At 38.5% G+C, this 23,131-nt stretch carries 22 protein-coding genes; 8 read left to right on the top strand and 14 right to left on the bottom strand.

The features are described 5' to 3' along the window. Positions 1-323: 323 nt before the first annotated feature. From RWU19_RS00375 to rpsT, 8 genes are all read left to right on the top strand, one after another. Positions 324-950: an MBL fold metallo-hydrolase gene (locus RWU19_RS00375; protein ID WP_002315130.1), complete on the top strand. Its 627-nt coding sequence runs from the start codon at positions 324-326 to the stop codon at positions 948-950. 23 nt (positions 951-973) lie between these two features. After that, complete coding sequence (locus RWU19_RS00370) at positions 974-1,678, top strand: histidine phosphatase family protein (protein ID WP_002329133.1); 705 nt, start codon at positions 974-976, stop codon at positions 1,676-1,678. Positions 1,679-1,869: 191 nt separating this feature from the next. Continuing rightward, complete coding sequence (locus RWU19_RS00365) at positions 1,870-2,703, top strand: undecaprenyl-diphosphate phosphatase (RefSeq protein ID WP_002309434.1); 834 nt, start codon at positions 1,870-1,872, stop codon at positions 2,701-2,703. A gap of 196 nt (positions 2,704-2,899) precedes the next feature. Next, complete coding sequence (locus tag RWU19_RS00360) at positions 2,900-4,828, top strand: heavy metal translocating P-type ATPase (RefSeq protein ID WP_123838091.1); 1,929 nt, start codon at positions 2,900-2,902, stop codon at positions 4,826-4,828. 134 nt (positions 4,829-4,962) lie between these two features. Beyond that, positions 4,963-5,418: a DUF441 domain-containing protein gene (locus RWU19_RS00355; RefSeq protein ID WP_002289123.1), complete on the top strand. Its 456-nt coding sequence runs from the start codon at positions 4,963-4,965 to the stop codon at positions 5,416-5,418. 80 nt (positions 5,419-5,498) lie between these two features. Continuing rightward, the gene (locus RWU19_RS00350; RefSeq protein WP_002292186.1) at positions 5,499-5,627 is read left to right on the top strand and encodes a hypothetical protein; all 129 of its coding nucleotides are present in this window, start codon (positions 5,499-5,501) and stop codon (positions 5,625-5,627) included. 245 nt (positions 5,628-5,872) lie between these two features. Next, positions 5,873-6,142 (top strand): hypothetical protein, encoded by a 270-nt coding sequence (locus RWU19_RS00345; RefSeq protein WP_123838113.1) that lies wholly within the window; start codon positions 5,873-5,875, stop codon positions 6,140-6,142. A 399-nt stretch (positions 6,143-6,541) separates the two neighbouring features. After that, a complete protein-coding gene (gene rpsT / locus RWU19_RS00340) occupies positions 6,542-6,796 on the top strand; it encodes a 30S ribosomal protein S20 (RefSeq protein WP_002292188.1) in 255 nt (84 codons plus the stop codon). Positions 6,797-6,884: 88 nt separating this feature from the next. On the opposite strand, the gene holA is transcribed toward rpsT, so the two are convergent. The 14 genes from holA to recQ all read right to left on the bottom strand — a co-directional run bounded on the left by holA (position 6,885) and on the right by recQ (position 22,874). Then, entirely contained in the window at positions 6,885-7,931 is a 1,047-nt protein-coding gene (holA, locus tag RWU19_RS00335) for a DNA polymerase III subunit delta (protein WP_002342656.1), read from the bottom strand. A 36-nt stretch (positions 7,932-7,967) separates the two neighbouring features. Then, positions 7,968-10,241 (bottom strand): DNA internalization-related competence protein ComEC/Rec2, encoded by a 2,274-nt coding sequence (locus RWU19_RS00330; protein WP_123838092.1) that lies wholly within the window; start codon positions 10,239-10,241, stop codon positions 7,968-7,970. Then, entirely contained in the window at positions 10,234-10,773 is a 540-nt protein-coding gene (locus RWU19_RS00325; protein ID WP_123838093.1) for a ComE operon protein 2, read from the bottom strand. Before RWU19_RS00325 ends, RWU19_RS00330 begins: the two co-directional genes overlap by 8 nt. Before the next feature lie 180 nt (positions 10,774-10,953). Then, positions 10,954-11,631, bottom strand: a complete 678-nt coding sequence (locus RWU19_RS00320) for a helix-hairpin-helix domain-containing protein (RefSeq protein WP_002342658.1) — start codon at positions 11,629-11,631, stop codon at positions 10,954-10,956. Between the two features lie 329 nt (positions 11,632-11,960). Next, positions 11,961-13,004, bottom strand: coding sequence for a SepM family pheromone-processing serine protease (locus RWU19_RS00315; protein WP_002292194.1), 1,044 nt, complete (start codon positions 13,002-13,004; stop codon positions 11,961-11,963). Next, a complete protein-coding gene (gene coaD, locus RWU19_RS00310; protein WP_002292195.1) occupies positions 12,994-13,485 on the bottom strand; it encodes a pantetheine-phosphate adenylyltransferase in 492 nt (163 codons plus the stop codon). Before coaD ends, RWU19_RS00315 begins: the two co-directional genes overlap by 11 nt. Beyond that, on the bottom strand, positions 13,482-14,042 hold the full coding sequence (gene rsmD, locus RWU19_RS00305) for a 16S rRNA (guanine(966)-N(2))-methyltransferase RsmD (RefSeq protein ID WP_002292196.1): 561 nt from the start codon (positions 14,040-14,042) through the stop codon (positions 13,482-13,484). Before rsmD ends, coaD begins: the two co-directional genes overlap by 4 nt. Before the next feature lie 130 nt (positions 14,043-14,172). Further along, positions 14,173-14,511: a YlbG family protein gene (locus tag RWU19_RS00300; protein WP_002292197.1), complete on the bottom strand. Its 339-nt coding sequence runs from the start codon at positions 14,509-14,511 to the stop codon at positions 14,173-14,175. Further along, complete coding sequence (locus RWU19_RS00295; RefSeq protein ID WP_002292198.1) at positions 14,501-14,941, bottom strand: YlbF family regulator; 441 nt, start codon at positions 14,939-14,941, stop codon at positions 14,501-14,503. Before RWU19_RS00295 ends, RWU19_RS00300 begins: the two co-directional genes overlap by 11 nt. After that, positions 14,922-16,046, bottom strand: coding sequence for a CAP-associated domain-containing protein (locus RWU19_RS00290; protein WP_123838094.1), 1,125 nt, complete (start codon positions 16,044-16,046; stop codon positions 14,922-14,924). The genes RWU19_RS00295 and RWU19_RS00290 overlap by 20 nt, the downstream gene beginning before the upstream one ends. 20 nt (positions 16,047-16,066) lie before the next feature. Then, positions 16,067-19,495, bottom strand: coding sequence for a pyruvate carboxylase (locus RWU19_RS00285; protein WP_123838095.1), 3,429 nt, complete (start codon positions 19,493-19,495; stop codon positions 16,067-16,069). A gap of 25 nt (positions 19,496-19,520) precedes the next feature. After that, on the bottom strand, positions 19,521-20,684 hold the full coding sequence (locus tag RWU19_RS00280) for an FtsW/RodA/SpoVE family cell cycle protein (protein WP_002309450.1): 1,164 nt from the start codon (positions 20,682-20,684) through the stop codon (positions 19,521-19,523). A gap of 2 nt (positions 20,685-20,686) precedes the next feature. Further along, positions 20,687-20,989 carry a YlaN family protein gene (locus tag RWU19_RS00275; protein ID WP_002292202.1) on the bottom strand — a complete coding sequence of 101 codons (303 nt, stop codon included), beginning with the start codon at positions 20,987-20,989 and terminating at the stop codon, positions 20,687-20,689. A 112-nt stretch (positions 20,990-21,101) separates the two neighbouring features. Further along, positions 21,102-22,874 (bottom strand): DNA helicase RecQ, encoded by a 1,773-nt coding sequence (gene recQ, locus RWU19_RS00270; protein WP_123838096.1) that lies wholly within the window; start codon positions 22,872-22,874, stop codon positions 21,102-21,104. Positions 22,875-23,131 lie beyond the last annotated feature (257 nt).

The raw sequence follows: 23,131 nt of genomic DNA, 5'->3' as shown, positions 1-23,131 counted from the left end.
CCACCACCTCTTTCTCTCTAAGATTACCTGAAAAAGCCTAGTTTAGCAAAAAGAGCTCTCTTTTCAAGCATAAAAAAACACCCTGCTGATTAGGCAGGGATATAGGATATAGAATTTGGATTTTTGGATGAGTCTAATGTAACAAGGACATATTAAAATGCTATGAAAACTTACTTTCCTTCTCTTTAGAATATCCAAATACTTTTCATATAGTCTGATAATTCAGATAAGTAAAGAGAAATAAGTACCTGTTTTTGTTTCCTAGCAATGAATGCGTTATACTAATGGATGAAAGAAGTTTTGGCTATCAAGGAGGAATGCACATGCATATCGAAAGATTAAAAACAGGAATGATTGAAGAAAACTGTTATTTGGTCTACAACGAAGAAGCACTTTTGATCATTGACCCTGGAGAAGATGCGGAACGAATCAAACAAGAAATCAAAAAAACAAACCAACAGCCGGTAGCGATTTTGCTTACCCATACCCACTACGATCATATCGGTGCAGTAGAACCTTTACGCGCATATTATCAAATCCCAGTGTATGTCAGCCCACTAGAGCAAAAATGGCTAGGTGATCCGATTTTGAACCTTTCTGGACTCGGACGACATGATGATATTGCTGATATTATTGTCTCGCCTGCAGAATATGAATTTGAAATGAAAACTTATACTTTAGGGAACATGTCTTTTCGTGTAGTCCCTACTCCAGGACACTCCATCGGAAGCGTTAGCTTTATTTTTGATGATTTTGTCGTTTCTGGCGACGCCCTATTTAGAGGAAGTATCGGTAGAACCGATCTGTATACAGGGAATTTAGAACAATTACTTCACAGTATTCGGACCCAGCTGTTTGTTTTACCTGATGAATTTGCAGTCTATCCAGGACATGGTGATGCAACAACGATTGAACAGGAAAAAAGGACAAATCCTTTTTTCAATCGTTAAAAATGATTTAGGAGGAGAATAAAATGACAGAAACTACACTTTATATCGTACGGCATGGAAAAACGATGTTCAATACAATCGAACGCGTACAAGGCTGGTGTGATACGCCACTCACAAAACAAGGACAAGAAGGCATCCATTATTTAGGGCGCGGGTTAAAAGATGTCGACTTTTCTTTTGCTTATTCTAGTGACAGTGGTCGGGCGATCGAAACTGCCCGTATTATTCTAGGAGAACATTCTAAGGGAAAAGAAATTCCTTATTTTATCGAGAAACGGATCAGAGAATGGTGCTTCGGATCTCTTGAAGGCGGCTATGACATGGAAATGTGGGGTGTGATCCCTCGCGTATTGAATTTTAAAACCTATGATGAGATGTTTACCACAGAAGTTTCTTTTGAACAAATTGCCAATGCTGTATACAACTTGGATACGGCTGGATGGGCAGAAACTTATGAAACATTGCGAGATCGTGTGTGGACAGGATTTGAAGATATCGCCCATCACTGCGAAAAAAACGGCGGCGGAAATGTTTTAGTCGTATCACATGGTTTGACGATTGCCTTCTTGCTTAATCTGATTGATCCTAAACAGCCTGTTCGTGCTGGTCTTTTAAATGGCAGTGTAACAAAGGTTACTTATGCAAACGGTCGATTTTCTATCCATGGTATCAATGATACGTCTTATATCGAAAACGGGAAAGCACATAGTCGAGACTCGTTTTTATGATGGGATATTTTAATTTTTAACAGAGAATCATAAAAGGCAAAGTCTGAACGAGGGCTTTGTCTTCTTTTTTTCTCTTCGTATTCTTATCTGCTTCATTTCTCAAGTTTTTCTTAATATTAAAAAACAGATTGGGTTTATCAAAAAATAACGGTATACTATAAGATGTATCTTAATTGGGAAGGAAGGAATTTATGTTTTTTGCAAATATTATCAAAGCAGTGATTCTCGGTATTATTGAAGGAATAACGGAATGGCTGCCCATCAGTAGTACTGGTCATCTGATCCTAGCAGATGAATTCATCAAACTGGATGCCAGTTCACAATTTATGTCGATGTTCAATGTCGTTATCCAATTAGGGGCGATCTTAGCTGTCGTCGTTCTTTATTTTCACAAATTAAACCCCTTTTCTCCAAGTAAATCAACGATAGAAAAAAAAGATACTTGGACACTTTGGTTTAAAGTGATCGTTGCTTGTATACCAGCCATCATCATTGGTTTGCCTTTGGATGATTGGTTAGAAGCAAATTTCCACAAGTTCTTACCCGTTGCCATTGTTTTGATTGTTTACGGTATTGCCTTTATTATTGTCGAAAAACGTAACAAAAACAAAACACCTCGTTGGACTTCGCTGAATGACTTTACGTACCAAGCAGCTCTTCTTGTTGGGTTATTCCAAGTCTTGGCACTTGTTCCCGGAACATCTCGTTCTGGTGCAACGATCCTAGGAGCTATCTTGATTGGCGCTTCGCGTTTTGTCGCTACAGAATTCTCATTTTTCTTAGGGATTCCTGTCATGTTTGGCGCAAGCGGCTTGAAGATCGTCAAATATTTAGCTGAAGGGAACTCATTCAAAATGGAAGAAACTGTTGTTCTTCTTGTAGGAACATTCGTATCTTTTGTGGTTTCTGTCTTAGCTATTAAATTCTTATTAAGTTATTTGAAGAAAAACGACTTTACCGCTTTTGGCTGGTATCGTATTATCCTTGGTATCATTTTAATTGGTTATTGGTTTATTGCAATGTAAGAAAAACCGGAACACTTCTCTTGTATGAGAAATGTTCCGGTTTTTTATTTTATTTAATGATAATTATTATAAACAATAAAAACTATATCTAGCTTCGTATCCAACTGATAACCATTATCGTTCTCATTTAGCTGTTTTTATTATCAATTACATTTTTATTATGCTATTCTTGTTTTGACAAGGAGGACTGATAACGATGACTAATCAGAAAAAAGCTTTTGCAGCAACAATTGGCTGTCTTTTATTTATGATTGCCGGTTTTATTTTCGACCGCTTCTCTCTCACCATCACCCCGCTTTTTTATATCAGCGCTATTATCATCGGTGGATACAAACAAACATCGGAAGGCTTGAAAGAATTGTGGAATGACCGAACACTGAATGTGGACTTATTGATGGCTTTAGCCGCTATTGGTGCCTGTTTGATTGGTAATTACTTTGAGGGAGCAATGTTGACGTTCATCTTTTGTTTAAGCGGTGCATTAGAGGAATACACGACCAATAAAAGTCAAAAAGAAATTACCGCTTTGATGAATCTTCAGCCACAAAAAGCTCAGTTACTAAGAGAAAACGGACAAATGCAAGAAGTAGATGTTTCGCAATTAAAGGTGGATGACTTGGTGTTCGTCGCTAAAGGAGCGGCTGTTCCGATCGACGGTTGTTTAGAAAGCACACAGGCAACGATCGATGAGTCTGCATTAAGCGGTGAATCTGTACCTGTAGAAAAATATTTAGGAGATGAGATGTTTGCAGGAACGCTGAATCAAGGAAATCCCATTACGATTCGAGTAACAAAAACGAGTGCCGAAACTGTCTTTGCTAAGATCATCCAATTAGTGGAAGAAGCGCAGAATACGCCAACTCAAACAGCTTCATTTATCGAACGGATCGAAAACAATTATGTAAAATTGATTTTGCTTGCTGTGCCTCTAATGATCCTTCTCCCCCACTTTTTCTTAGGTTGGAGTTGGGATGAAAGCTTTTATCGAGGAATGGTATTATTAGTCGTGGCTTCTCCTTGTGCGCTTGTCGCATCTGCTACTCCTGCTTCTCTAGCTGCTCTTTCAAATTCTGCAAAAAATGGGATTCTAATCAAAGGCGGGATCCATTTAGAGAAGCTTTCTGAATTAAAAGCGATTGCCTTTGATAAAACTGGAACACTCACTAAAGGAAAACCAGTTGTGACTGACAGCTTTTTCTTTGATGAGAAGGATTTGGCACAACAACTTCTTGTTGCTATGGAACAAAAAACGACACACCCTCTTGCTCATGCGATTTTACAATATTTCGATTGCACAATACCCGAAGCAATCCAATGCCTATCAATAGAAGAAATTACTGGTTTTGGATTACAAACTACCTATTTAGGGGCGCAATGGAAAGTTGGCAAACACGCATATGATCCTGAGACGATGAGAATCAGCAAAGAGATTGAGGAAATGATCGAACATTTAGAAAATCAAGGAAAAACTGTAATCTATCTTTCTAAAGATCAACAGTTAATCGCTGTTTTAGGTCTGTTGGATATTCCAAAAGCAAATGCCCAACAGGTGATTTCCTACTTTAAATCCCAAAACATCCATACAAGTATGATAACTGGCGACCATTCTGGCACAGCAAAGGCTATTGCTGAACAAGTAGGAATCGAACATTACTATGCAAGCTGTACTCCGGAAGAAAAAACACAACTAGTCAAAAAAGAAAATGAACGTTACCAAGTAAATGCGATGGTTGGTGATGGAGTCAATGATGCGCCTGCTTTAGCAGCTGCTTCATTAGGTATCGCTATGGGACAAGGAACAGACGCCGCAATGGATATCGCAGACATCGTCTTAATGAAAAATGACTTAGATAAATTCGTCTACAGTCATCGGCTATCTTTAAAAATGCGGCGGATCATCAAACAAAATATCATTTTTTCGATTCTTGTTATTCTCTTGTTGATTGCTTCTAACTTCTTACAATTTTTAAATCTACCTCTTGGAGTAGTAGGACACGAAGGAAGCACGATATTGGTTATTCTGAATGGCTTGCGCTTACTAAGACCTTTACCTGATCTTTCTGATTCTTCAAAAAAATGTAAGTCTTGTCCACTATACCAAGCACGGCTGTCTTCTGCCAAATAAGTGAAATTTTTTTATGATTTTGTTTATTTTATGAAAAAATCAGCGTATGAATAGATTTCGAAGGATAAATTCCTGCTTTTGCAACTTTCTAAAAACATGTTATGATTATTTCGAAGAAAGTGAGGAATTATTTCATGGAAAGTTGGCTTTTTTTAGGTATTATTTTACTTGTAGCAATTTTAGCTAAGAATCAAAGTCTAATGATAGCGGCAGCTTTTGTGCTGATTATGAAGCTCATACCAGCCTCCCGTTCCTTTTTCCCTTGGCTTCAAGGCAAAGGAATCAATATTGGTGTGACGATCATCACTGCAGCGATTCTGATCCCTATCGCAACAGGGGAAATCGGTCTACGTGATTTATTAGAAGCCTTTAAATCCCCTATCGGCTGGGTAGCTGTTTTTTGCGGTGGGCTAGTGGCTGTTTTATCTTCCAAGGGCGTAGGATTGATTGCTTCTGATCCGCAAATCACCGTTGCGCTTGTTTTTGGCACAATTTTAGGTGTTGTCTTCTTAAGAGGAATCGCCGCCGGACCAGTCATTGCTTCTGGCATTACTTACTGTATCTTACAAGTATTTGCTTTAGGAAAATAGATCAAATTTTGCCTATTTTTAGGAGATTCTTAACACCCCCAATTTACTGATCCGTGATATACTGACAACGAGGTGATACAATGTTCGAAAAATTGAAGTATTTCATAGGAACAATTGGCTGGTTTCTTTTAGCGGTACTTTTGATTCTGGGCTTAGCTTATCTTTTATTTCCTGATTTGATACAAAATGTGTTAGATACTGCTTTTTGATTGACCTATTAGAATGATATAGGGGATGCTCCTGCGATGCAGGAGCTTTTTTTAAACAATGACCGAGCGAATGAGACTTCCTATTGAAATCGATGCACTTTTTTCTTTTTGGCTCTTCTCCTCTTTTTTGTTATACTAGATTACAGTGGACAAAAGAAGGTATGATTGCATCCACTTTAACGAATATCAAAATGGAAGAAACAGTACCTGTTCTCAGGTTACTTTGGAAAGAAAGGAAGACGCTTGTGGAAACTTTTGAAGGTCTTTTAATTGATACGTATGTTTTACAAGAACAGCCAATGATGCTGACTGGAATCAACTTGCAGCTTGAGGACCGTGTGATCAATGGCCTGCTTAAAGATCGCTATTTGGCAAAGTACATCTTACGTTTGCCACTAAATAAATATGTACTGGTAGTAAGTGGCAAATGGAACCGTCGGAATCAGTTAGTCATTAAAAAAATGTTGATAAAAAATATTGATGAATACATTAAAATAATCGGTACACCAGAATAACCTTTACCGATCAAAGGTGACTGGTTATAAAATAACTGCAGTTTCTTAATAGAAAAACAAAGAACAACAGGGAATCGTATCCCTTTTCAAAAAAAACTTTGCAAACGGTTCTCTTTGTTATATAATGACTTAGTACCAAACATTCCCATTCAATCTTTGTTTAAATAGATAAATAAAAATCTAGTTTGGTTTGACGCTATTGCCTCCCACAATAGCGTCTTTTTGATTTTTTCAGCTTGATTTATCTGTTTTTACTGATAAAAAAGTTTAAATAAAAGACTGTTAAGGAAAAAAACTTGTCATGTTCATATTGCAAAGCGCGCTGCCTTTAGGTATAATAATGAATGTTGAATTATGCGGTCACACGCGTAAGAACTTAAGTTATCGGAGGTGAAACTAATGCCAAACATTGAATCTGCAATCAAACGTGTTCGTACAAGCGAAAACGCTAATGTGAAAAATTCATCTCAAACAAGCGCTATGCGTACTGCAATCAAAAAATTTGAAGATGCTGTAGCTTCAGGTGCTGACAACGTAGATGCGTTATATAAAGAAGCTGTTAAAGCTATTGATATGGCTGAATCAAAAGGTCTAATCCACAAAAACAAAGCTAACCGCGACAAATCTCGTTTAAGCAAAAAAATCGCTAAGTAAAAGAATCGGCTTCGGCCGGTTTTTTTATTTGGCAAAAAAAGCCAAAAGCAACCGGTATTCTTGCATGCTTTTGGCTTCTTCTGTCTTCCTATCGATTTCTCAACAACTGCCCTGTGCGCAAAACGAAAAGTTGAAAACTTAATTCTTTTTCGATTTGCCCCGTTTTGATTTGATAATCCATTTCGACTAATTGATCAAATAATTGTACCAGCAACTGTTCATCGAATTTCCTTACTTCTTGCATGGCAAGTTTTACACGGTAGGGATGGACTTTTAATGTTTCTGCAATATTGGCCTGCTGATAGCCAATCTTTACAAGAAATTTTGTCTGTAAAAACAAACGTAATTGAGAAAGTAAAATCGCATTGATTTTGATTGTTTCCTCCCCTTGCATGACTAAATCTTCATATAAACGCAAGGCTTGTTCTGTCTTCCCTTTTAAAATATATTGGGTCATGTCAAAAATATTATGTTCCAATGTTTTAGGAACTAATTGTTCTACTTCTCGAACAGTGATTTGCTGTTGATTTTGTCCATAAAGAATTAATTTCTGTAACTCTCTCATCATTTTGGATAAATCTAAGTCGGTCAACCGCAAGAATAAATCAATGGCGTTTCGTTCCATTTTGATGGAAGAGTTCTCTAAGGTATTCATCAGATATTGACGTACTTCTTTTTCATTCAGCTGTTGGACGTTGATGATGGTTGCTGTTTTTTTCAATTGTTTCGTTACTTTTTTCCGTTCATCCAACTTTTCATATGGCGCAAAAAATACTAATACAGTCGATTCTAGTGGTTCTTTCAAATAAGCTGTCAGTAAATCAGTATTTTGTTCGATCCCGTTGTTTACTTTCTCACCTGTTAAAAAATATGGGTTCTCCACAAATACTAATCGTTGATCTCCGAAAAACGGCAATGTCTCTGCTTCAGCCACTACCTCCTCTAAACTTGCATTTTCCATGTCAAAACTTAAAAAATTTAAATCATCTTCGCCCTCTAATTTGATTTTTTTAACTATTTCTGCCCGAACTTGATCTTGGAGAAACTTTTCTGTTCCTAAGATCAAGTAACAAGATGCAAGTTTTTCTTTACGTATTTTTTGTAACTCTGCTTGTATACTCAAATTACTCACCACTTTCAAAATTATCCTACCATGAGAAGATGAGAATTACTAGTCTATCATTGTTTCCACTAGGCCGTGAGGATGAAAAACTGGATGCCAGCGATAGGAGATCATTCCTTGTTGATCGGTTCGCCATGTTCTTATCTGATTTTCTTCTAGTGCCTCCAATACTTCGCTGTGAGGGTGACCATAACGATTATTTACTCCGCAGGATATAATTCCATGTTTCGCTTCAATACGGGAAAGAAAATCCGTATTACTTGATGTGCGGCTACCGTGGTGACCTAATTTGACTACGTCGGCTTTCAAATTAGGATAAATAAAAAGCAACTGTTCTTCCATCGCTTGATTCAAATCGCCTAAAAACAAAAAACGGCTATTGTTATATTCCGTCCATAAACCAATTGAATCTTCATTTCTTCCTTCACCTTTTTCAAAAGGTGTCAATACATAAAGATCATAATAGCCTTTGATCCTGTCGCCATGTTTGACTTCAATGATTTTAGTGCCATTTTTTTGAGCTTCTGTTAAATGCCTTCGCAACGGCTCATTTCGTCCAGCACCCCAGCCAATATAAATTTTTTTGATGGTGAAATGCTGAGATAATGTGGACAATTCTCCCACATGATCCGTATCGTCGTGTGTCAAGATGAGTTTATCGATCACACTTATTCCCTGTCCTTTTAGGTATGGAACGATATTCCTTTCAGCAGGAGGTCGTGCAATACCTTGCGCCCACTTTTCCCTTTCAAAGTGTAACTTCCCCCCCGTATCAATCAAAATCGTTTCTTTTCGAAAAGGACTTTGCAAAAAGATACTGTCTCCTTGACCAACATCGATAAAAGCGATCGTTGAAGAAAAACGTAAAAATGGCAAAGTCAATAGCATCAAAGAAAACAAACCCACATAAAACAAGAGTTTCATCGACTGCTCGTTCAATCTATCCATACAAATCAGCAATCCGAAAATATATACCCCTGATAGCACAAGAGGTAGACGCCCTATAACAAGAGTCGATCCTGAAAACGAATCGATCATTCGTTCAAACAAGATCAGTCCCTCTTCTATCAGCAAAAGTAAGGTTCTCGGCAACCAGCGATTGAAAAGTGTCAGAAAGAACACACTAGGAAGAAAAAGAAACTTGAATACCGGCGCAACCAGTAATGTAAAAAGACTGCCTAAAAGAGGCCACTCATAAAAATGCCATACAATCAATGGCATCGTGATCATGGTAAATAGGACATGAGAAGCCGTTTTTTTCATCCAATCTCCATCAAAAGAAATCAGGATAAACAAAAAACTCATGAAAAAACTAAGCTGCCCGCCCGCATGAAAAAGAAATCGAGGATCAAATAGCAAAAGAAGCCAAAAGACAACTGCAAATAAGTCCATAGAGGAGTAACGTTTATTCAATAATTTGACTAGCAATCGCAATAAAAACAACAGACTAGCACGCAAGACAGAAATAGAACTGCCTGCAAGAGAAACATAACAGATAGTTAGCAGACTCAACGGAATGATGCTGACGTGCAGTGGCCATCCGATACGTCGAAACAAATAATACAGCCACCCTAAATAAAATTGGATGTGTAATCCCGATAGGCTGAATAGATGCAGCAAACCACTCTCTCTAAAAATTTCTTCTGATTCTCTGAATCCTGAATCTTTATAACCCCATAATAAAGAATTGATATATACACTTGTTTTTTGCGGAAATTCAGATTGGACAAAAGAAATAACAGCGCCTCTTTTTCTCTGGAGCCAATTTCGCCAATGATTTTGTATGTTGATTTTTTCGACCCTTTGAATTTGGAATCGACCAGAGATTCTATGGTTCCTGAAGTAAGCTTCTTGGTCAAAAGTATAAGGATTTCGCTTTTTTTCGGGAGAAATAAACTCGCCTTCAGCTGTCAATTCTATCCCCTTCCCTCGGAACCCAAGCCAAGTTTTCAATTCCTCTTCGGTGTTTGCTTGATAAGAAAGCTGTATCTTCTGTTTACTCTCTGACAACCTTCCTTCCATTGTCAAAAAACTGCCATTTGCACGAATCGTATCTGTAGATAAAGTCACTTGCGCAGCTGTTTCTTTTTCCTCTAAAAATGAATATTCTTGTAGCTTATAAGAAACGGATACCATTATGCTACCCACAATACAGAAGTACGCGATAAAACGTCCTTCTTTTAGCGAAAACCACAAAAAAATTCCGGCAAGAAACAAACGATAAATCCAATTGTCCGTATCATACAACAAACAAATAATCATCGACGTAATTGCCGGAAAAATCAACCGATTTCGAACATGCCTTTCTAAAACGCTAAACATGTTTTCCTGTTAATTCATTTTGAAGTTTTAAAAAATGCTGCGAGTCTAAAGCAACTTGGTGTACAGATACGCCTAATTGTTCAATCAACGCTTGAGCATACGGATCATTTCGATAGTCATGGAGATAATTGATCCCTTTGACACCAGCTTGCAGCAAAGCTTTTGTACAAGCTAAACATGGAAAATGTGTGACATAGATTTCCGAACCTTCCGTTGGGATACCGAGTTTCGCGCACTGTAGCAGCGCATTCATCTCTGCATGAATCGTTCGCAAACAGTGTCCATCCACAACATAGCAGCCTTCATCTATGCAGTGGACATCTCCACTGACTGCTCCATTATAGCCGCCAGCAATGATCCGTTTTTCCCTAACAAGTGTCGCTCCTACTTCTAAACGTGTACACGTGCTGCGTAAAGATAACAATACTGCCTGAGCCATAAAGTACTGGTCCCAGGGAATGCGTTTGTTTTGAGTCTTATCAGTAATTTTTTCTTTGTTCGTATCGCATGGTTTTGAAGATTTTTCTAACATGGTTTACATTCCTCCGTTTTTTCAAGTTGGTCAAAAAAGCACTCCATTGCTTAAACAAAATATTCTTTAAATATATCGAATCATCATGTCTGACAAAAGAGCATATCCTTCACTGCCGAAATGAAGTCCGTCATCCATTAGCCTCCATTTATTGCTCTTTTCAGTTGATTCTGAATCATTCTATTTAATTGTAACGAAGTTTTTTAGTTTTTCAACTGTCTTTTCACCGATACCAGAGATCTCCTGCAAGTCTTCCACTTTCTGGAAGGATCCGTTTTCTTCTCTAAATCGAATGATTTCTTGCGCCTTGACTGATCCGATCCCAGGAATCTGCTGGAGTTCTGAGGGACTGGCTGTATTGATATTTATTTTTGAAGGCTCGGAATCTGCTGTAGATTGTTTTCCTTCTGAGGATGCCAACTGATCAAGATGTTCTGGCAGCTCTTCACCTACAGCAGGGATATATAGGACTTGCTGATCTTCTATTTTCGCAGAAAAGTTGATTCGATCGCTATCCGCTTCTTCTAATAATCCTCCTGCGCGCTTTAGTACATCATAGACCCGTTCTTCTGAAGAAAACGAATAGATACCAGGCTCCTTCACACTTCCTTTGATATCGGTGTACATAACCTTTGGACGAGCATCCTCTTCTACAGTATTTCCTTCAGGCAATTGATTTTCTTCACTGGAACTAAATGGAGAAAGCATTTCTTTTGCAGCGATTTCTTCTGGTTCTCTATGAAATAACAGATTTGACAATAAAAAACCACTGGCTATACAAAAAATAAGAACTACCGTAGACATACAAACGATTAACTTAGGGGAGGTGAGTATTTTCTTGCTGATTTTTTCTATCATTATTCCTTTTTACAGAGAATGATCAGTAAAAATCATTCATTACTCCTTTCATTTGAAATCGAAGAAACAGTGTGCTCTGGCAAAATCGTCCCTTCAACATCTAATTACGTCAATTTTTTCTTTTTTTTTTAGCAGAAAGATATTTTGACGAAAAAAAGGATTGTGACAGAAAATATGTCACAATCCCTTATTCAAAATAAATAGTATTCAATTAGCTCAAAAGCTTGCATCTGCGGTAAATAAATCCAAACAAAAGAGGAGAAGCTGTTTTTGCGTAGCTATTCTTATTACTTGATACAGAGCAGCTTTTTCACTTTTTTTTAGTTGCTTCATTTCATTTTCTCTAGATAGTCAAGCGCATCTTGTACTGTTTTTACTGGTACGATTTTCATGGAGGAATTCAATTTTTTGGCGGCGGCTTTTGCTTCTTCGTAGTTGGTTTTTATTTCAGGATATTCTTTCTTAACATCGTCTGAGATCGTATCATCTGGTGCAAAGAAAATCTCTACGCCGGCTTTATCCGCGCTTGCTACTTTTTTATCGATTCCTCCGATTCGGCCGACTTCTCCTTCGCTGTTGATCGTTCCAGTTCCGGCAATTTGCTTACCGTGTCGCAAATTTTTACCAGTAACTTGTTCATAGATCTCTAAAGTGAACATCAATCCTGCTGACGGCCCACCAATAGAGCCAGAATTAATGCGGACGTCTGTATCTGATTCGATCTCTGTATGATCAGTAAGTGTGATGCCTATTCCTGCCTTTTTATCTGTTGGCAACTCAATCAGATCACCAGAAGCTGTTTTTTCTTCACCATTATGCAAATAACTGATTTCGATTGTTTGTCCAACTTTTTGGCTTTTTACATAATCCATAAATGCTTCTGTACTTTGAAAGCTTTTGCCGTCTACTTTTGTTACTGTATCTCCTACTGAAAGCTTGCCAAAGAAGTTCGATGTTTTCTCTACGCTCATGACATATACGCCTTTGAATTCCATTTTATAAGGCTTGCCTGCAAGTTTCAACGCTTGTTCGATTGCTGCGTTTTGGGAAGAATCCATATAATACTGTTGCATTTGATTATATTCTTCATTTGTTGCCCCACCAGTCAATTCTTCTTTACTGATTAATTCTTCAAAGGGGGCTAGTTTAGCCTTTAGCGCCAAAAATCCGGTAGCTTGCCTGATACCGACGGATGTAAGAGAGAAAGAGCCAGAACCTTTGTCTTCTTTGTCATTGACTGTAATTAATTCTTTCAGATCAATCGTTGCTCCTGGTGATTCCACATAATATGGCAGAGGAACTACTACAAATCCGATGATCAACATTCCAAATATGATAATCAGTACTGTTTTCAACCATTGTTTAGCTTTCATTTGATTCACGCTTTCCAGCTAAAGCTTCGTTGATAACTGGCGGTAAATAACTGCTCACGTCTCCACCAAAGTGCAGTACTTCTTTTAAAATACTGGAACTGACATGGCTATATTCTGGTTTTGCCAATAAGAACACCGTTTCCAATTCCTCGTTTAGATGATGGTTCATCTGAGCGATTTCTCGTTCATATTCGAAGTCTTTGATACTCCGTATTCCTCTGACCAAGGCATCCGCGCCGATTTCTTTTGCCGTTTCCACTGTCAATTGATTTTCCTGATGCATGACTTTTACATTAGGAAGATGTGCCACAGCTTTTGCGATCAATGTCATTCTTTCTTCTGGAGGAAACAAACTTTTCTTTGAAGTATTGATAAAAACACCAATTACCACCTCATCGAATAATTTAGCCGCACGCTCCACTGTATCTAAGTGTCCTTTTGTAAAAGGATCAAAACTTCCTGGGAATAATGCACGTTTCATCGATTTCCCTCTTTTCTATAGATAGTCACAGCTGTTATGCCATAAATCTGTTTTCTTATTTGATGAAATCCAGCCACAGATTCTGGCAATTCGACTGTTTTATCCGTTTCGCATACGATAACTGCGGTTTTAGAAAAAAGTCCCAGTTCTTCCATTTTATGGATTTGATCAATGATTTTTTGTTTTGCATACGGCGGATCAAGAAACAAGTAATCGAATTGTTGTTTCTCTGCTGCTAGCCGTTCGATTGCTTTGTCCGCATCAAGTTTTATTGTGGTAAACTTCTCTGGTTCTTTCGTAATCTCGATATTTTCTTTGATGATTTTTAGCGCTTGGTAATTTTTGTCTACGCATACTGCATGACTGCAGCCTCTGGATACGGCTTCGATAGCTAGACCGCCGCTTCCTGCAAACAGATCCAATACTGTCTCTCCATCAAAATAGGGTCCAATCATATTGAATATGGATTCTTTTACTTTATCTGTAGTTGGTCTGGTGTTCGCCCCTGCTAAACTTTTTAAGCGGCGTCCGCCATAATTTCCTGATATTATCCGCATCTACTCACTCCTTAGAAATGGTACTGGTACTAGTATACCAAAAAAAAGACCAAAAAATACTTGGACAATGATCAATTTTTGATAGTTGTCCAAGTTATTTTTTTATTAAAAAACTGCTCATAAGAGATTTTTAAAGATGTTCAGCTAATCTGATTTCTGTATTCAGCTCTTCGATTTCGAAACCTTCTTCTTTTAATACCGTTTTATTACCTATTTTATCAGCAAAATTCATTTCGATATCTGGTCGGTAAGAACGTTCTACGTTTCGAACAAAATGTAATTTACGGATTCGTTCTTCTGTCTCTTCAAATGTCTCTTCATTCAAGTAAAGGACGACATATTTCATTCTTCTTGAGACATAATGCAACAAGCCGAACTTTTTTAGATTCTTTAATTGTTTTAAGCTGTAGACCCATACGATCAGCCCGCGTCGTTTTATTATTTCAAATTCACTATTGTCAACTTGCATGACAATTCCCTCCGCATCCAAAGTGTTTTTTCGTTTCAAAGAACGGACTACCTGCATCTACCTTGATCTCATTAGAAACTTCTTCGGCAAGTGCTTGGACAATTTGATCCAACAGACTTTGTAACTGTGTTTCACTATACCTAAAAGCTGCGACATGCTCATTCAGGTCAAGCTGTCTTTTTGCTTTTCGAAGAGCACGTTTTTTTTCACGATAATCAGGTGCATATTCGCCATATGCCGCTACATTTTCAAACGCCTTTTTCTTCGACAGGAACGCCTCTTTTAATTGGCAGACTTCTGCAGATTCTTTCATTGACTGTTTATGTTTGAAATAAGAAGTCATCGTTTTACTCTTTTTTATCATTTCAGCGACTCGGAGGCATTGATCCTCCAGTTGAAACAGCTCTTCGTTAACGATCACTGCTATCACTACTTTCTCCGTTTTCTTCTTGCAATAAGACTAACATATTTTCTTTAGAAAAAGCAATGCCTAATGAATCCGTTCCCGGATCCATAAAGCGGTCATGATTATATGGATCGCTGTACCAATATAAAAACGAAAAAGTAGCGTCGATTGCTGGATGAATAAACAGTCCACTAGTATTTTCTAATTTCTGTTTACTGATTAACTTCTCCAATTCATCATTCGTCAAGGAGAATTTCATTGTCGTTTGCCCGCTGCCTAGCGATTTTTGCCAATCAGCCATACGTTCGTCTGACAAGATTTCTTCAGGCTTTGTCAAGAAATCATGTAGCAGCAGCCGACTTTGGCTTTGAAAGGCAAGTGGTTGGTTGTATATAGGAAGTTCGTCTTCTCTTCTAAGCATGTTTAGTAAAGTCGTACTTTTTCGTTCTTTACCGCGATTGATCGATTCCCAGTCAGCCGATTTATCTGCTTCATAATGTGGGAGACCTTCACCAAACACTTGATACGGTAAAAGTTTCAAAAGACTATCTTTATCTAAATATACAACTGAAAACAGACCATTTGTTGTTTGATCAAAAAACAAAATAGCAAAAGTGTCGTTATCAAAAGCAATCAGTGGACGATAATTCATATCCTCTTCCATCAGTTCGATTCCAACTTCTGTGTCGTGATACTCAAAAGTGAAATTAGTATAGATAGTCGTGAGTTTCGTTAGGTCCTGCATCGTCATCCCTAAATAAAACGGCGTGATATCAGCAGGTCCTGTTTGCAGTACTTTAACAGTTGTGACCATGCTATCTTGGACATTTACTTCAAACGTGAGATGACTGGCTTTGTTTTCATAATATCTTGTTTCAAAACCAAACCCACTAGTTAATCGATCATAGGATTGTCCAAAATCTTTTTCTAGCTGTTCGATCGGTTTTCCAATATAAGTAGAAAAACCAGTTGCTTTAAGCTCCTGGTATTTCCACGTTGTCATTTGATTTGAGATTTGTTGATCAGAGTTTTCCTTCACTTCAAGTTTTGGCGGGAACAAGACTGGTTCCATATAGAATGCCGCAATAACTAATAGCAGAATCAGCCAAAACAAACCCAGTCTTTTCATGTTTCCCCACCTTTCACTTATTATTTTTCAGTCACTTCAATCAAAAGGTCGCCAGACGAAATCGTGTCGCCTGAAGATACATATACATGTGCAACTTCTCCGTCAAAACGTGCTTCGATGGCTGTTTCCATTTTCATTGCTTCAGTAATCATCAACGTGTCGCCTTTTTTGACGTTATCGCCTTTTTTCACTAATACATCAAGCACAGAACCAGACATCGTTGCTCCGATTTGTTCTCGGTTTGTTGGTTCAGCTTTCAATCGAGTTTGAACCGCACTGATGATTGAATTATCTTTGATAGTGATTTCCCGTCTTTGCCCATTCAGATTGAAGAACAGTACGCGATTTCCTTCGATATCGGGTTCTCCGATTTCATCTAAACGAATGATAAGCGTTTTTCCACGTTCGATTTGTACATTGATCGTTTCACCTAAACGTATCCCTTGGAAGAATGTTGGTGTATCCAGTAATGTAACATCGCCAAATTGATTATACGCTTTTTGATAGTCCAAAAAGACTTGCGGATACATCAAATAACTTAATACTTCGTCTTGTTTTGGTTCATAGCCGATTTTTTCTGCCAATTCTTTTTTCACTTCGTTGAAATCGACTGATTTCGCCAACAGTCCTGGACGTTCACTCAACACGGGTCTGCCCTTAAGAATGATCTTTTGCAGTTTTTCAGGAAATCCGCCGACTGGTTGTCCTAGTTCTCCTTGGAAGAAAGTCACTACAGATTCAGGGAAACTTAGTGTTTCGCCTTTTTCATAGATGTCTTGTTCTGTGAGATCATTTTGGACCATGAATAGTGCCATATCTCCTACGACTTTAGATGATGGAGTTACTTTCACGATATCGCCAAACATCAAATTGACAGTATGGTACATTTGTTTGATTTCATCCCAGCGATGACCTAGTCCGACAGCTTTTGCCTGCTGTTGCAGATTTGAATACTGTCCTCCCGGCATCTCATGCATATACACTTCTGTTTCAGGAGCATTCAAGCCATTTTCAAATGGTTTGTAATACATACGCACATCTTCCCAATAATGGTTCAATTTCTGTGCATTTTCAATTGTGATTTCTGGCAGCCGTGGGCCATTGACCAGCGCATAATACAAGCTACTCATGCTAGGCTGACTCGTGTTCCCACTCATTGCACTCATTGCTACGTCAACGATGTCTACTCCTGCTTTTGAAGCAGCGGAATAAGTGATAATCCCGTTTCCACTAGTATCATGAGTATGCAGATGGATTGGCAGATCCGTCGTTTCTTTCAATTCACTAATCAAGCGATAAGCTGCTTGCGGTTTAAGCAACCCAGCCATATCTTTGATTGCAATGATATGCGCACCCAGTTGTTCTAGTTCTTTTGCCATGTCTTTATAATACTGAACATTGTATTTTGCTCGGCTTGGATCGTTGATATCGCCAGTATAGCAGATAGCTGCCTCTGCGATTTTACCAGTATCCCGTACTGCTTGGATACTTTTTTCCATTTGAGGAGTCCAGTTCAAACTATCAAAGATTCGGAAAACATCAATCCCTTGTGCTGCTGCTTCTTTGACAAATTCCACCAGTACATTGTCAGGATAATTAGAATACCCAACGGCATTTGAACCTCTGAAAAGCATTTGCAGCAATGTATTAGGCATTAAAGAACGGATTTTTCTCAATCGTTGCCAAGGATCTTCATTCAAAAAGCGGTAAGCCACATCAAATGTTGCTCCCCCCCACATCTCACTTGAAAAGAGTTCAGGTAGACCTTCTCCCGTTAAGCGTGCAATCTGCTTGAAATCCTTTGTCCGAACACGAGTTGCTAGCAGACTTTGATGAGCGTCTCTAAATGTCGTATCCGTCAACAATAAATTTTCCTGTCCTTTGATCCATTCAACCAAAGCATCGGCACCCTTCGCATCTAATACGTTCTTAGCCGTTACATAATCAGTTCTTGTGATTAGATCTTTAGGCATACGTGGTTCTTCATAAAATGGTTTTTCGCCACTTTCGATACCTGGAAAACCATTGACAGTAATTTCACCGATATATTTCATCGTTTTATTTCCGCGGTCTCGTAGTCGAGGAAATTCAAATAATGTTGCTGTACTATCGATAAAAGTTGTTTTTGCATTTCCTGATTGGAATTCAGGATGTGTGATGACATTTAGCATAAATGGAATATTTGTTTTTACTCCACGGATCCTGAATTCTTTCAAGCAACGTTCCATTTTCTGAATGGCTGTTTCAAAAGTAGCGCCATGCGTACATACTTTTACTAACAATGAATCAAAATACGGCGTCACCACATAGCCAGCGTAAGCATTCCCTACATCCAGACGTACGCCAAATCCGCCAGGTGAACGATACGTATCGATTTTTCCTGTGTCTGGTAAAAAGTTATTCAACGGGTCTTCCGTAGTAATTCGGCATTGAATAGCTGACCCATTCAATTTGATTTCTTCTTGCTGAGGCAATCCGATTTCTTTATGCAAATCTAACCCTTGGGCAATCAATAGTTGTGTTGTCACGATATCAATATCTGTAATCATTTCTGTGATCGTATGTTCCACTTGGACGCGAGGATTGACTTCGATAAAGTAAAAATCATCTCCTTCAACAAGAAATTCTACCGTACCCGCATTGACATATCCAACATGTTTCATCAATTGGACAGCTGCCTGACAAATTTTTTGACGTTGCTGTTCGTTCATAGAGACACAAGGCGCTACTTCTACTACTTTTTGGTGGCGGCGCTGAACAGAACAGTCTCTTTCGAAAAGATGGATGACGTTTCCATGTGTGTCACCAAGAATCTGTACTTCGATATGCTTAGGGTTGGCGATGTATTTTTCAACATACACTTCATCGCTACCAAAGGCAGCTTTTGCTTCGCTTTTTGCACGTTCGTAACCTTCTCTTGCACTCTTTTCATCATGAGCCACACGCATTCCGCGACCTCCGCCGCCTAGAGCTGCCTTGATCATAATCGGATAACCGAATCGTTCAGCAAATTCCAATGCATCGTCTACAGAAGCGATTGGACCATCTGTGCCTGGAATCGAAGCAATTCCTGCTTCGATGGCTGCAGCTTTTGCTTTGATTTTATCTCCAAAAATATCTAAATGATGCAGTTTGGGTCCAACAAAAGTGATGCCCTCTTCCTCGCACCGTTGCGCAAAATTCAAGTTTTCCGATAAAAGACCATAACCAGGATGAATGGCATCAGCCCCGCATTCTTTCGCGATAGAAATGATCCCTTCAATATCTAGATACGCATCAATCGGTTTTTTCCCTTGTCCTACTAAATATGCTTCATCCGCTTTAAAACGGTGTACGGAATATTCATCTTCTTCTGCATAGATTCCAACAGTTTTAATTCCTAATTCTGTACAAGCACGAAATACACGTACAGCGATTTCACCCCTGTTAGCAACTAAAACTTTTTTCATCGAACCACTCCTACATCTTTTTTTATTATAAACCTAAGCTCTTGCGTTTTTCATCCGCACTAATGTTGAGGACAAAGCCGACACAGATCGAAAGCATCAGCAAACTGGATCCTCCTTGACTTAAGAATGGGAACGTGATCCCTGTCAAAGGAATGACACCAGTGATTCCTCCCAGATTGACAAACACTTGGATCAAAAACATTGCGCCGATCCCAATGCACAAAAGCGAATTGAACGGATCTCTTGAACGAATCCCTACAAGAATAATGCGCACAATCATAAAGAATAGCAACGCTAATATCAAAATCCCCATAATCACTCCGAGCTCTTCCACTACGATCGCATAGATAAAATCGGTTTGTGCTTCTTGTAAAAATCCCTTTTTCTGGATACTGTTACCTAATCCTCTGCCAAATAACCCGCCATTGAACATGGCATAGTAACCATTAACTAATTGATGGCCTTTATTTAATTCATCCGAGAAAGGATTTTGGTAAATAGCAAAGCGATTATAGATATACTGTAAACGTCCAGGCAAGATTTTTCCGTTTGTAATATTGATTAGCCAGATCGTAAAAGTACTTAAACAAAAACCCCCTACTCCTACAATCAAAGTATACACATAATTAACTCCGCTGGCTAAAAGCAGAACCAAAATAATCAAAAAGATAACTGCCGCATTCCCAAAATCGGGAAGGATAGCGACCAAAGCAGTCAGTCCGATAACCATTGCAAGTGGACGTTTTACAGTCCCTAGGAAATCTTTTTGTACACTGTTTTGCCTTTTTGATAAAGTCAGAGACAGATACCAGATAGAAATGATCTTTAGGTATTCGGCAGGTTGGATCGAAAATCCTGCAATTTGAAGCCAACCTTTTGCACCATTGATTTCTTTACCGAAAAACACAACGATCAGCAACAAAATCGTCAAAACTGCGATGGCTGCCATAATCAAACGCTGGTTTTTCAAAACATCTGTTTTCATTTTGTAGAGTAGTGCGATAGCAATCAAGCTGAGCACCCAAAAAATACTTTGGTTAATGACTGATGCGGACGGATTTTGTCCGTTTTCTAATAATAGATACGACGTAGAACTATATACCATGATCAAACCCAAAACACATAAAATCAAATAGGGAATCAAGATACTATAGTCTAATAGATGCCTTTTTTTTACTTTCTTAGGCAAGTCTATTCCTCCTTGCCAACTTCTTTTTTATCATAATTTTCTTGGTAAACCTCACTGTATAACTGATTCAATTCTCGTTCCAGCTCACTTAACATCAGCTGTCCCTCGTTTTTTTCGATTACTCCTATACGAACAGCAAACCCGACTTGCTGGGAGAAACCGTACATCTGTGTATCTACCACTTCTTCGAAGGCTTTGCATTGCGAGATACAGAGACTGTTATTTTGGTTTCGGATTAATCGTTTGATCCGTTCTGCTTCATCATTTAATACTTGGATCGCAAGTTTTTTCGACAAAGAATCCATCTGTGCTTACCTCCCGTTCTAATTCCTTAATTATAACATATTTGATTTTCATAGGGAGCAAAAAAACAGATTTAACCAGTTGTTTTTATTCATTTTTACGTAATGGTCCTTCTTACTTGTCCAGAACGTTAGGATCCGTATTTTTTATCCGAGATAAAAAGGCTTCTCCGTATTTATCAAGCTTGCTTTGACCAACTCCCTTTATCTGAAGCATCTCCAGTCTGCTTGATGGACGTATTCGGCTCATTTCTTTCAAGGTGGAATCTGAAAATACGACATACGGGGGAACGCCTGCTTCTGATGCTAGATCCGTTCGAAGTTCCCGCAACACTTCAAATAGTGTATCGGTCTCTTCATCCGACAGCTGCTGGACTTTTTTGGGTTCCTTTCGATAAACAGCTTCTTGTCCTTTTAATACTTGGATCCCTCTTTCTGTTACTTTCAAGATAGGATATTCTCCATTAACGGTCAGAAGATAGCCATTCGATATCAAATATTCAATCAATTGCATCGTTTCTTTTTGCGATTGGTTTTTCATCAGTCCATAGGTAGATAAACGTTCAAACCCTAAGGCTCGCAGCTTTTGTTCTTTCGATCCTGCCAAGACTTTCATTAGCATCTGCTTGCCATAATTCTCCCCCATACGTTTCAAACAAGAAAGGACCATCTGTGCTTGTGTCGTTACTTCTACTATTTTTCTGTCATCTAAACAATTACCACAACGATTGCACGGACTGCTTGTCTCGCCAAAATAGTTTAGGATGTATTGCTGAAGACAGGATTCTATATACGCATATTCTGTCATCGCTTTTAATTTTTCATATTCTTTTTGCTTTTGCTCCTCTTCTCTTTGGGACTGCTGGATAAAAAACTTTTGGACCTGAATATCTTGAGGAGCGAAAAGCAGGATGGCTTCACTGGAAAGACCATCTCTTCCCGCACGACCAGCTTCCTGATAGTATGCTTCTAGAGAGCCAGGAATTTGATAATGGATAACAAAACGGACATTGCTTTTATTTATGCCCATGCCGAATGCATTGGTCGCTACGATTAGCTGTAAGCGATCGTATAAAAAGGCCTCTTGCATTGCCGTTCGTTCATTCTCATTTAGGCCACCATGATATCTGCCTATAGAAAATCCAAATTTTTTAAGCAAATGATAGATTCGGTCTACTTCTTTTCTCGTCGCTGCATAAATAATGCCCGATTGATTTTTGTTGATTTTCAAATACTCGACTAGATATTGTTCTTTTTTTTGGTCTTTCACTACTTGAAAGCGGAGATTTTCCCGTCCAAAACCAGTCTGGATGTGATTGCCGTCAGGGATTTTTAAAAGTCTTTTTATGTCAGCGGCTACTTGTATAGTTGCTGTAGCTGTCAGTGCAACAATAACAGGTTGATTTGGCAGTTGATCTAGCTGTTTCGCCATTTGTAAATAACTTGGACGGAAATCATGCCCCCACTGAGAGATACAATGCGCCTCGTCAATGGCAATCATACAGACGTTCCATCGATTCATCGCTTGAATGAAATCCGGCATGATAAAACGTTCTGGAGCAATATAAAGTAAACGATACTGCTGCCTATCGATTTCTTGGAAGCGTCTAGCTGTTTCGTAACCATCTAACGAGCTATTGATAAAAGTGGCGGGTATACCTAATTGATTCGCTGCATCCACCTGATCCTTCATCAGAGAGATCAAAGGGGATACAACCACAGTAAGCCCATCTAATAGTAAAGATGGAAGCTGGTAACAGATTGATTTCCCACTGCCGGTAGGCATGATCCCTAATACATTTTCCTGATCAATGACTTTCTGAATAATTTCTTTTTGACCAGGTCTAAACTCATCATAACCAAAGTATTGTTTTAATAAGTCGTTCATCTTCCCGCTCCTTTCCCTTGCCATTTTACTTCGGTTTTCTCCGAAGGACAAGTTGATCCCTCTTGTGAAACATACGCACGATATGAAACAAAATCACACCAGAATAAAGTTCTTTAAAAGTCTTTTAAATGTCTTTTGGCGTATTTTCTGAATTTAAGTCCATTGACAAAGATGACTTCTCCACAGAAATAAGTTGGACAAAAAAAGAAACCAGCTATTTTTTATAACAAGCTGGTTTCTCTCTTCATCCTTTTACA

The sequence above is a fragment of the Enterococcus sp. 2STP genome (genome assembly GCF_032465635.1).
GTDB lineage: Bacteria > Bacillota > Bacilli > Lactobacillales > Enterococcaceae > Enterococcus_B > Enterococcus_B lactis.
Note: the sequence above shows the minus strand (reverse complement) of the source record. Positions and strands in the feature narration are given on the sequence as shown.

Coding starts and splice junctions, on each gene's coding strand:
- RWU19_RS00355 (WP_002289123.1), top strand. CDS start 4,963: ATGGAAAGTTGGCTTTTTTTAGGTATTATTTTACTTGTAGCAATTTTA.
- RWU19_RS00370 (WP_002329133.1), top strand. CDS start 974: ATGACAGAAACTACACTTTATATCGTACGGCATGGAAAAACGATGTTC.
- recQ (WP_123838096.1), bottom strand. CDS start 22,874: ATGAACGACTTATTAAAACAATACTTTGGTTATGATGAGTTTAGACCT.
- rsmD (WP_002292196.1), bottom strand. CDS start 14,042: ATGCGGATAATATCAGGAAATTATGGCGGACGCCGCTTAAAAAGTTTA.
- RWU19_RS00360 (WP_123838091.1), top strand. CDS start 2,900: ATGACTAATCAGAAAAAAGCTTTTGCAGCAACAATTGGCTGTCTTTTA.
- RWU19_RS00285 (WP_123838095.1), bottom strand. CDS start 19,495: ATGAAAAAAGTTTTAGTTGCTAACAGGGGTGAAATCGCTGTACGTGTA.
- RWU19_RS00290 (WP_123838094.1), bottom strand. CDS start 16,046: ATGAAAAGACTGGGTTTGTTTTGGCTGATTCTGCTATTAGTTATTGCG.
- RWU19_RS00330 (WP_123838092.1), bottom strand. CDS start 10,241: ATGTTTAGCGTTTTAGAAAGGCATGTTCGAAATCGGTTGATTTTTCCG.
- RWU19_RS00350 (WP_002292186.1), top strand. CDS start 5,499: ATGTTCGAAAAATTGAAGTATTTCATAGGAACAATTGGCTGGTTTCTT.
- RWU19_RS00315 (WP_002292194.1), bottom strand. CDS start 13,004: ATGAAAGCTAAACAATGGTTGAAAACAGTACTGATTATCATATTTGGA.
- RWU19_RS00275 (WP_002292202.1), bottom strand. CDS start 20,989: ATGGATTCTTTGTCGAAAAAACTTGCGATCCAAGTATTAAATGATGAA.
- RWU19_RS00300 (WP_002292197.1), bottom strand. CDS start 14,511: ATGCAAGTTGACAATAGTGAATTTGAAATAATAAAACGACGCGGGCTG.
- RWU19_RS00325 (WP_123838093.1), bottom strand. CDS start 10,773: ATGTTAGAAAAATCTTCAAAACCATGCGATACGAACAAAGAAAAAATT.
- RWU19_RS00365 (WP_002309434.1), top strand. CDS start 1,870: ATGTTTTTTGCAAATATTATCAAAGCAGTGATTCTCGGTATTATTGAA.
- coaD (WP_002292195.1), bottom strand. CDS start 13,485: ATGAAACGTGCATTATTCCCAGGAAGTTTTGATCCTTTTACAAAAGGA.
- RWU19_RS00320 (WP_002342658.1), bottom strand. CDS start 11,631: ATGATAGAAAAAATCAGCAAGAAAATACTCACCTCCCCTAAGTTAATC.
- RWU19_RS00375 (WP_002315130.1), top strand. CDS start 324: ATGCATATCGAAAGATTAAAAACAGGAATGATTGAAGAAAACTGTTAT.
- rpsT (WP_002292188.1), top strand. CDS start 6,542: ATGCCAAACATTGAATCTGCAATCAAACGTGTTCGTACAAGCGAAAAC.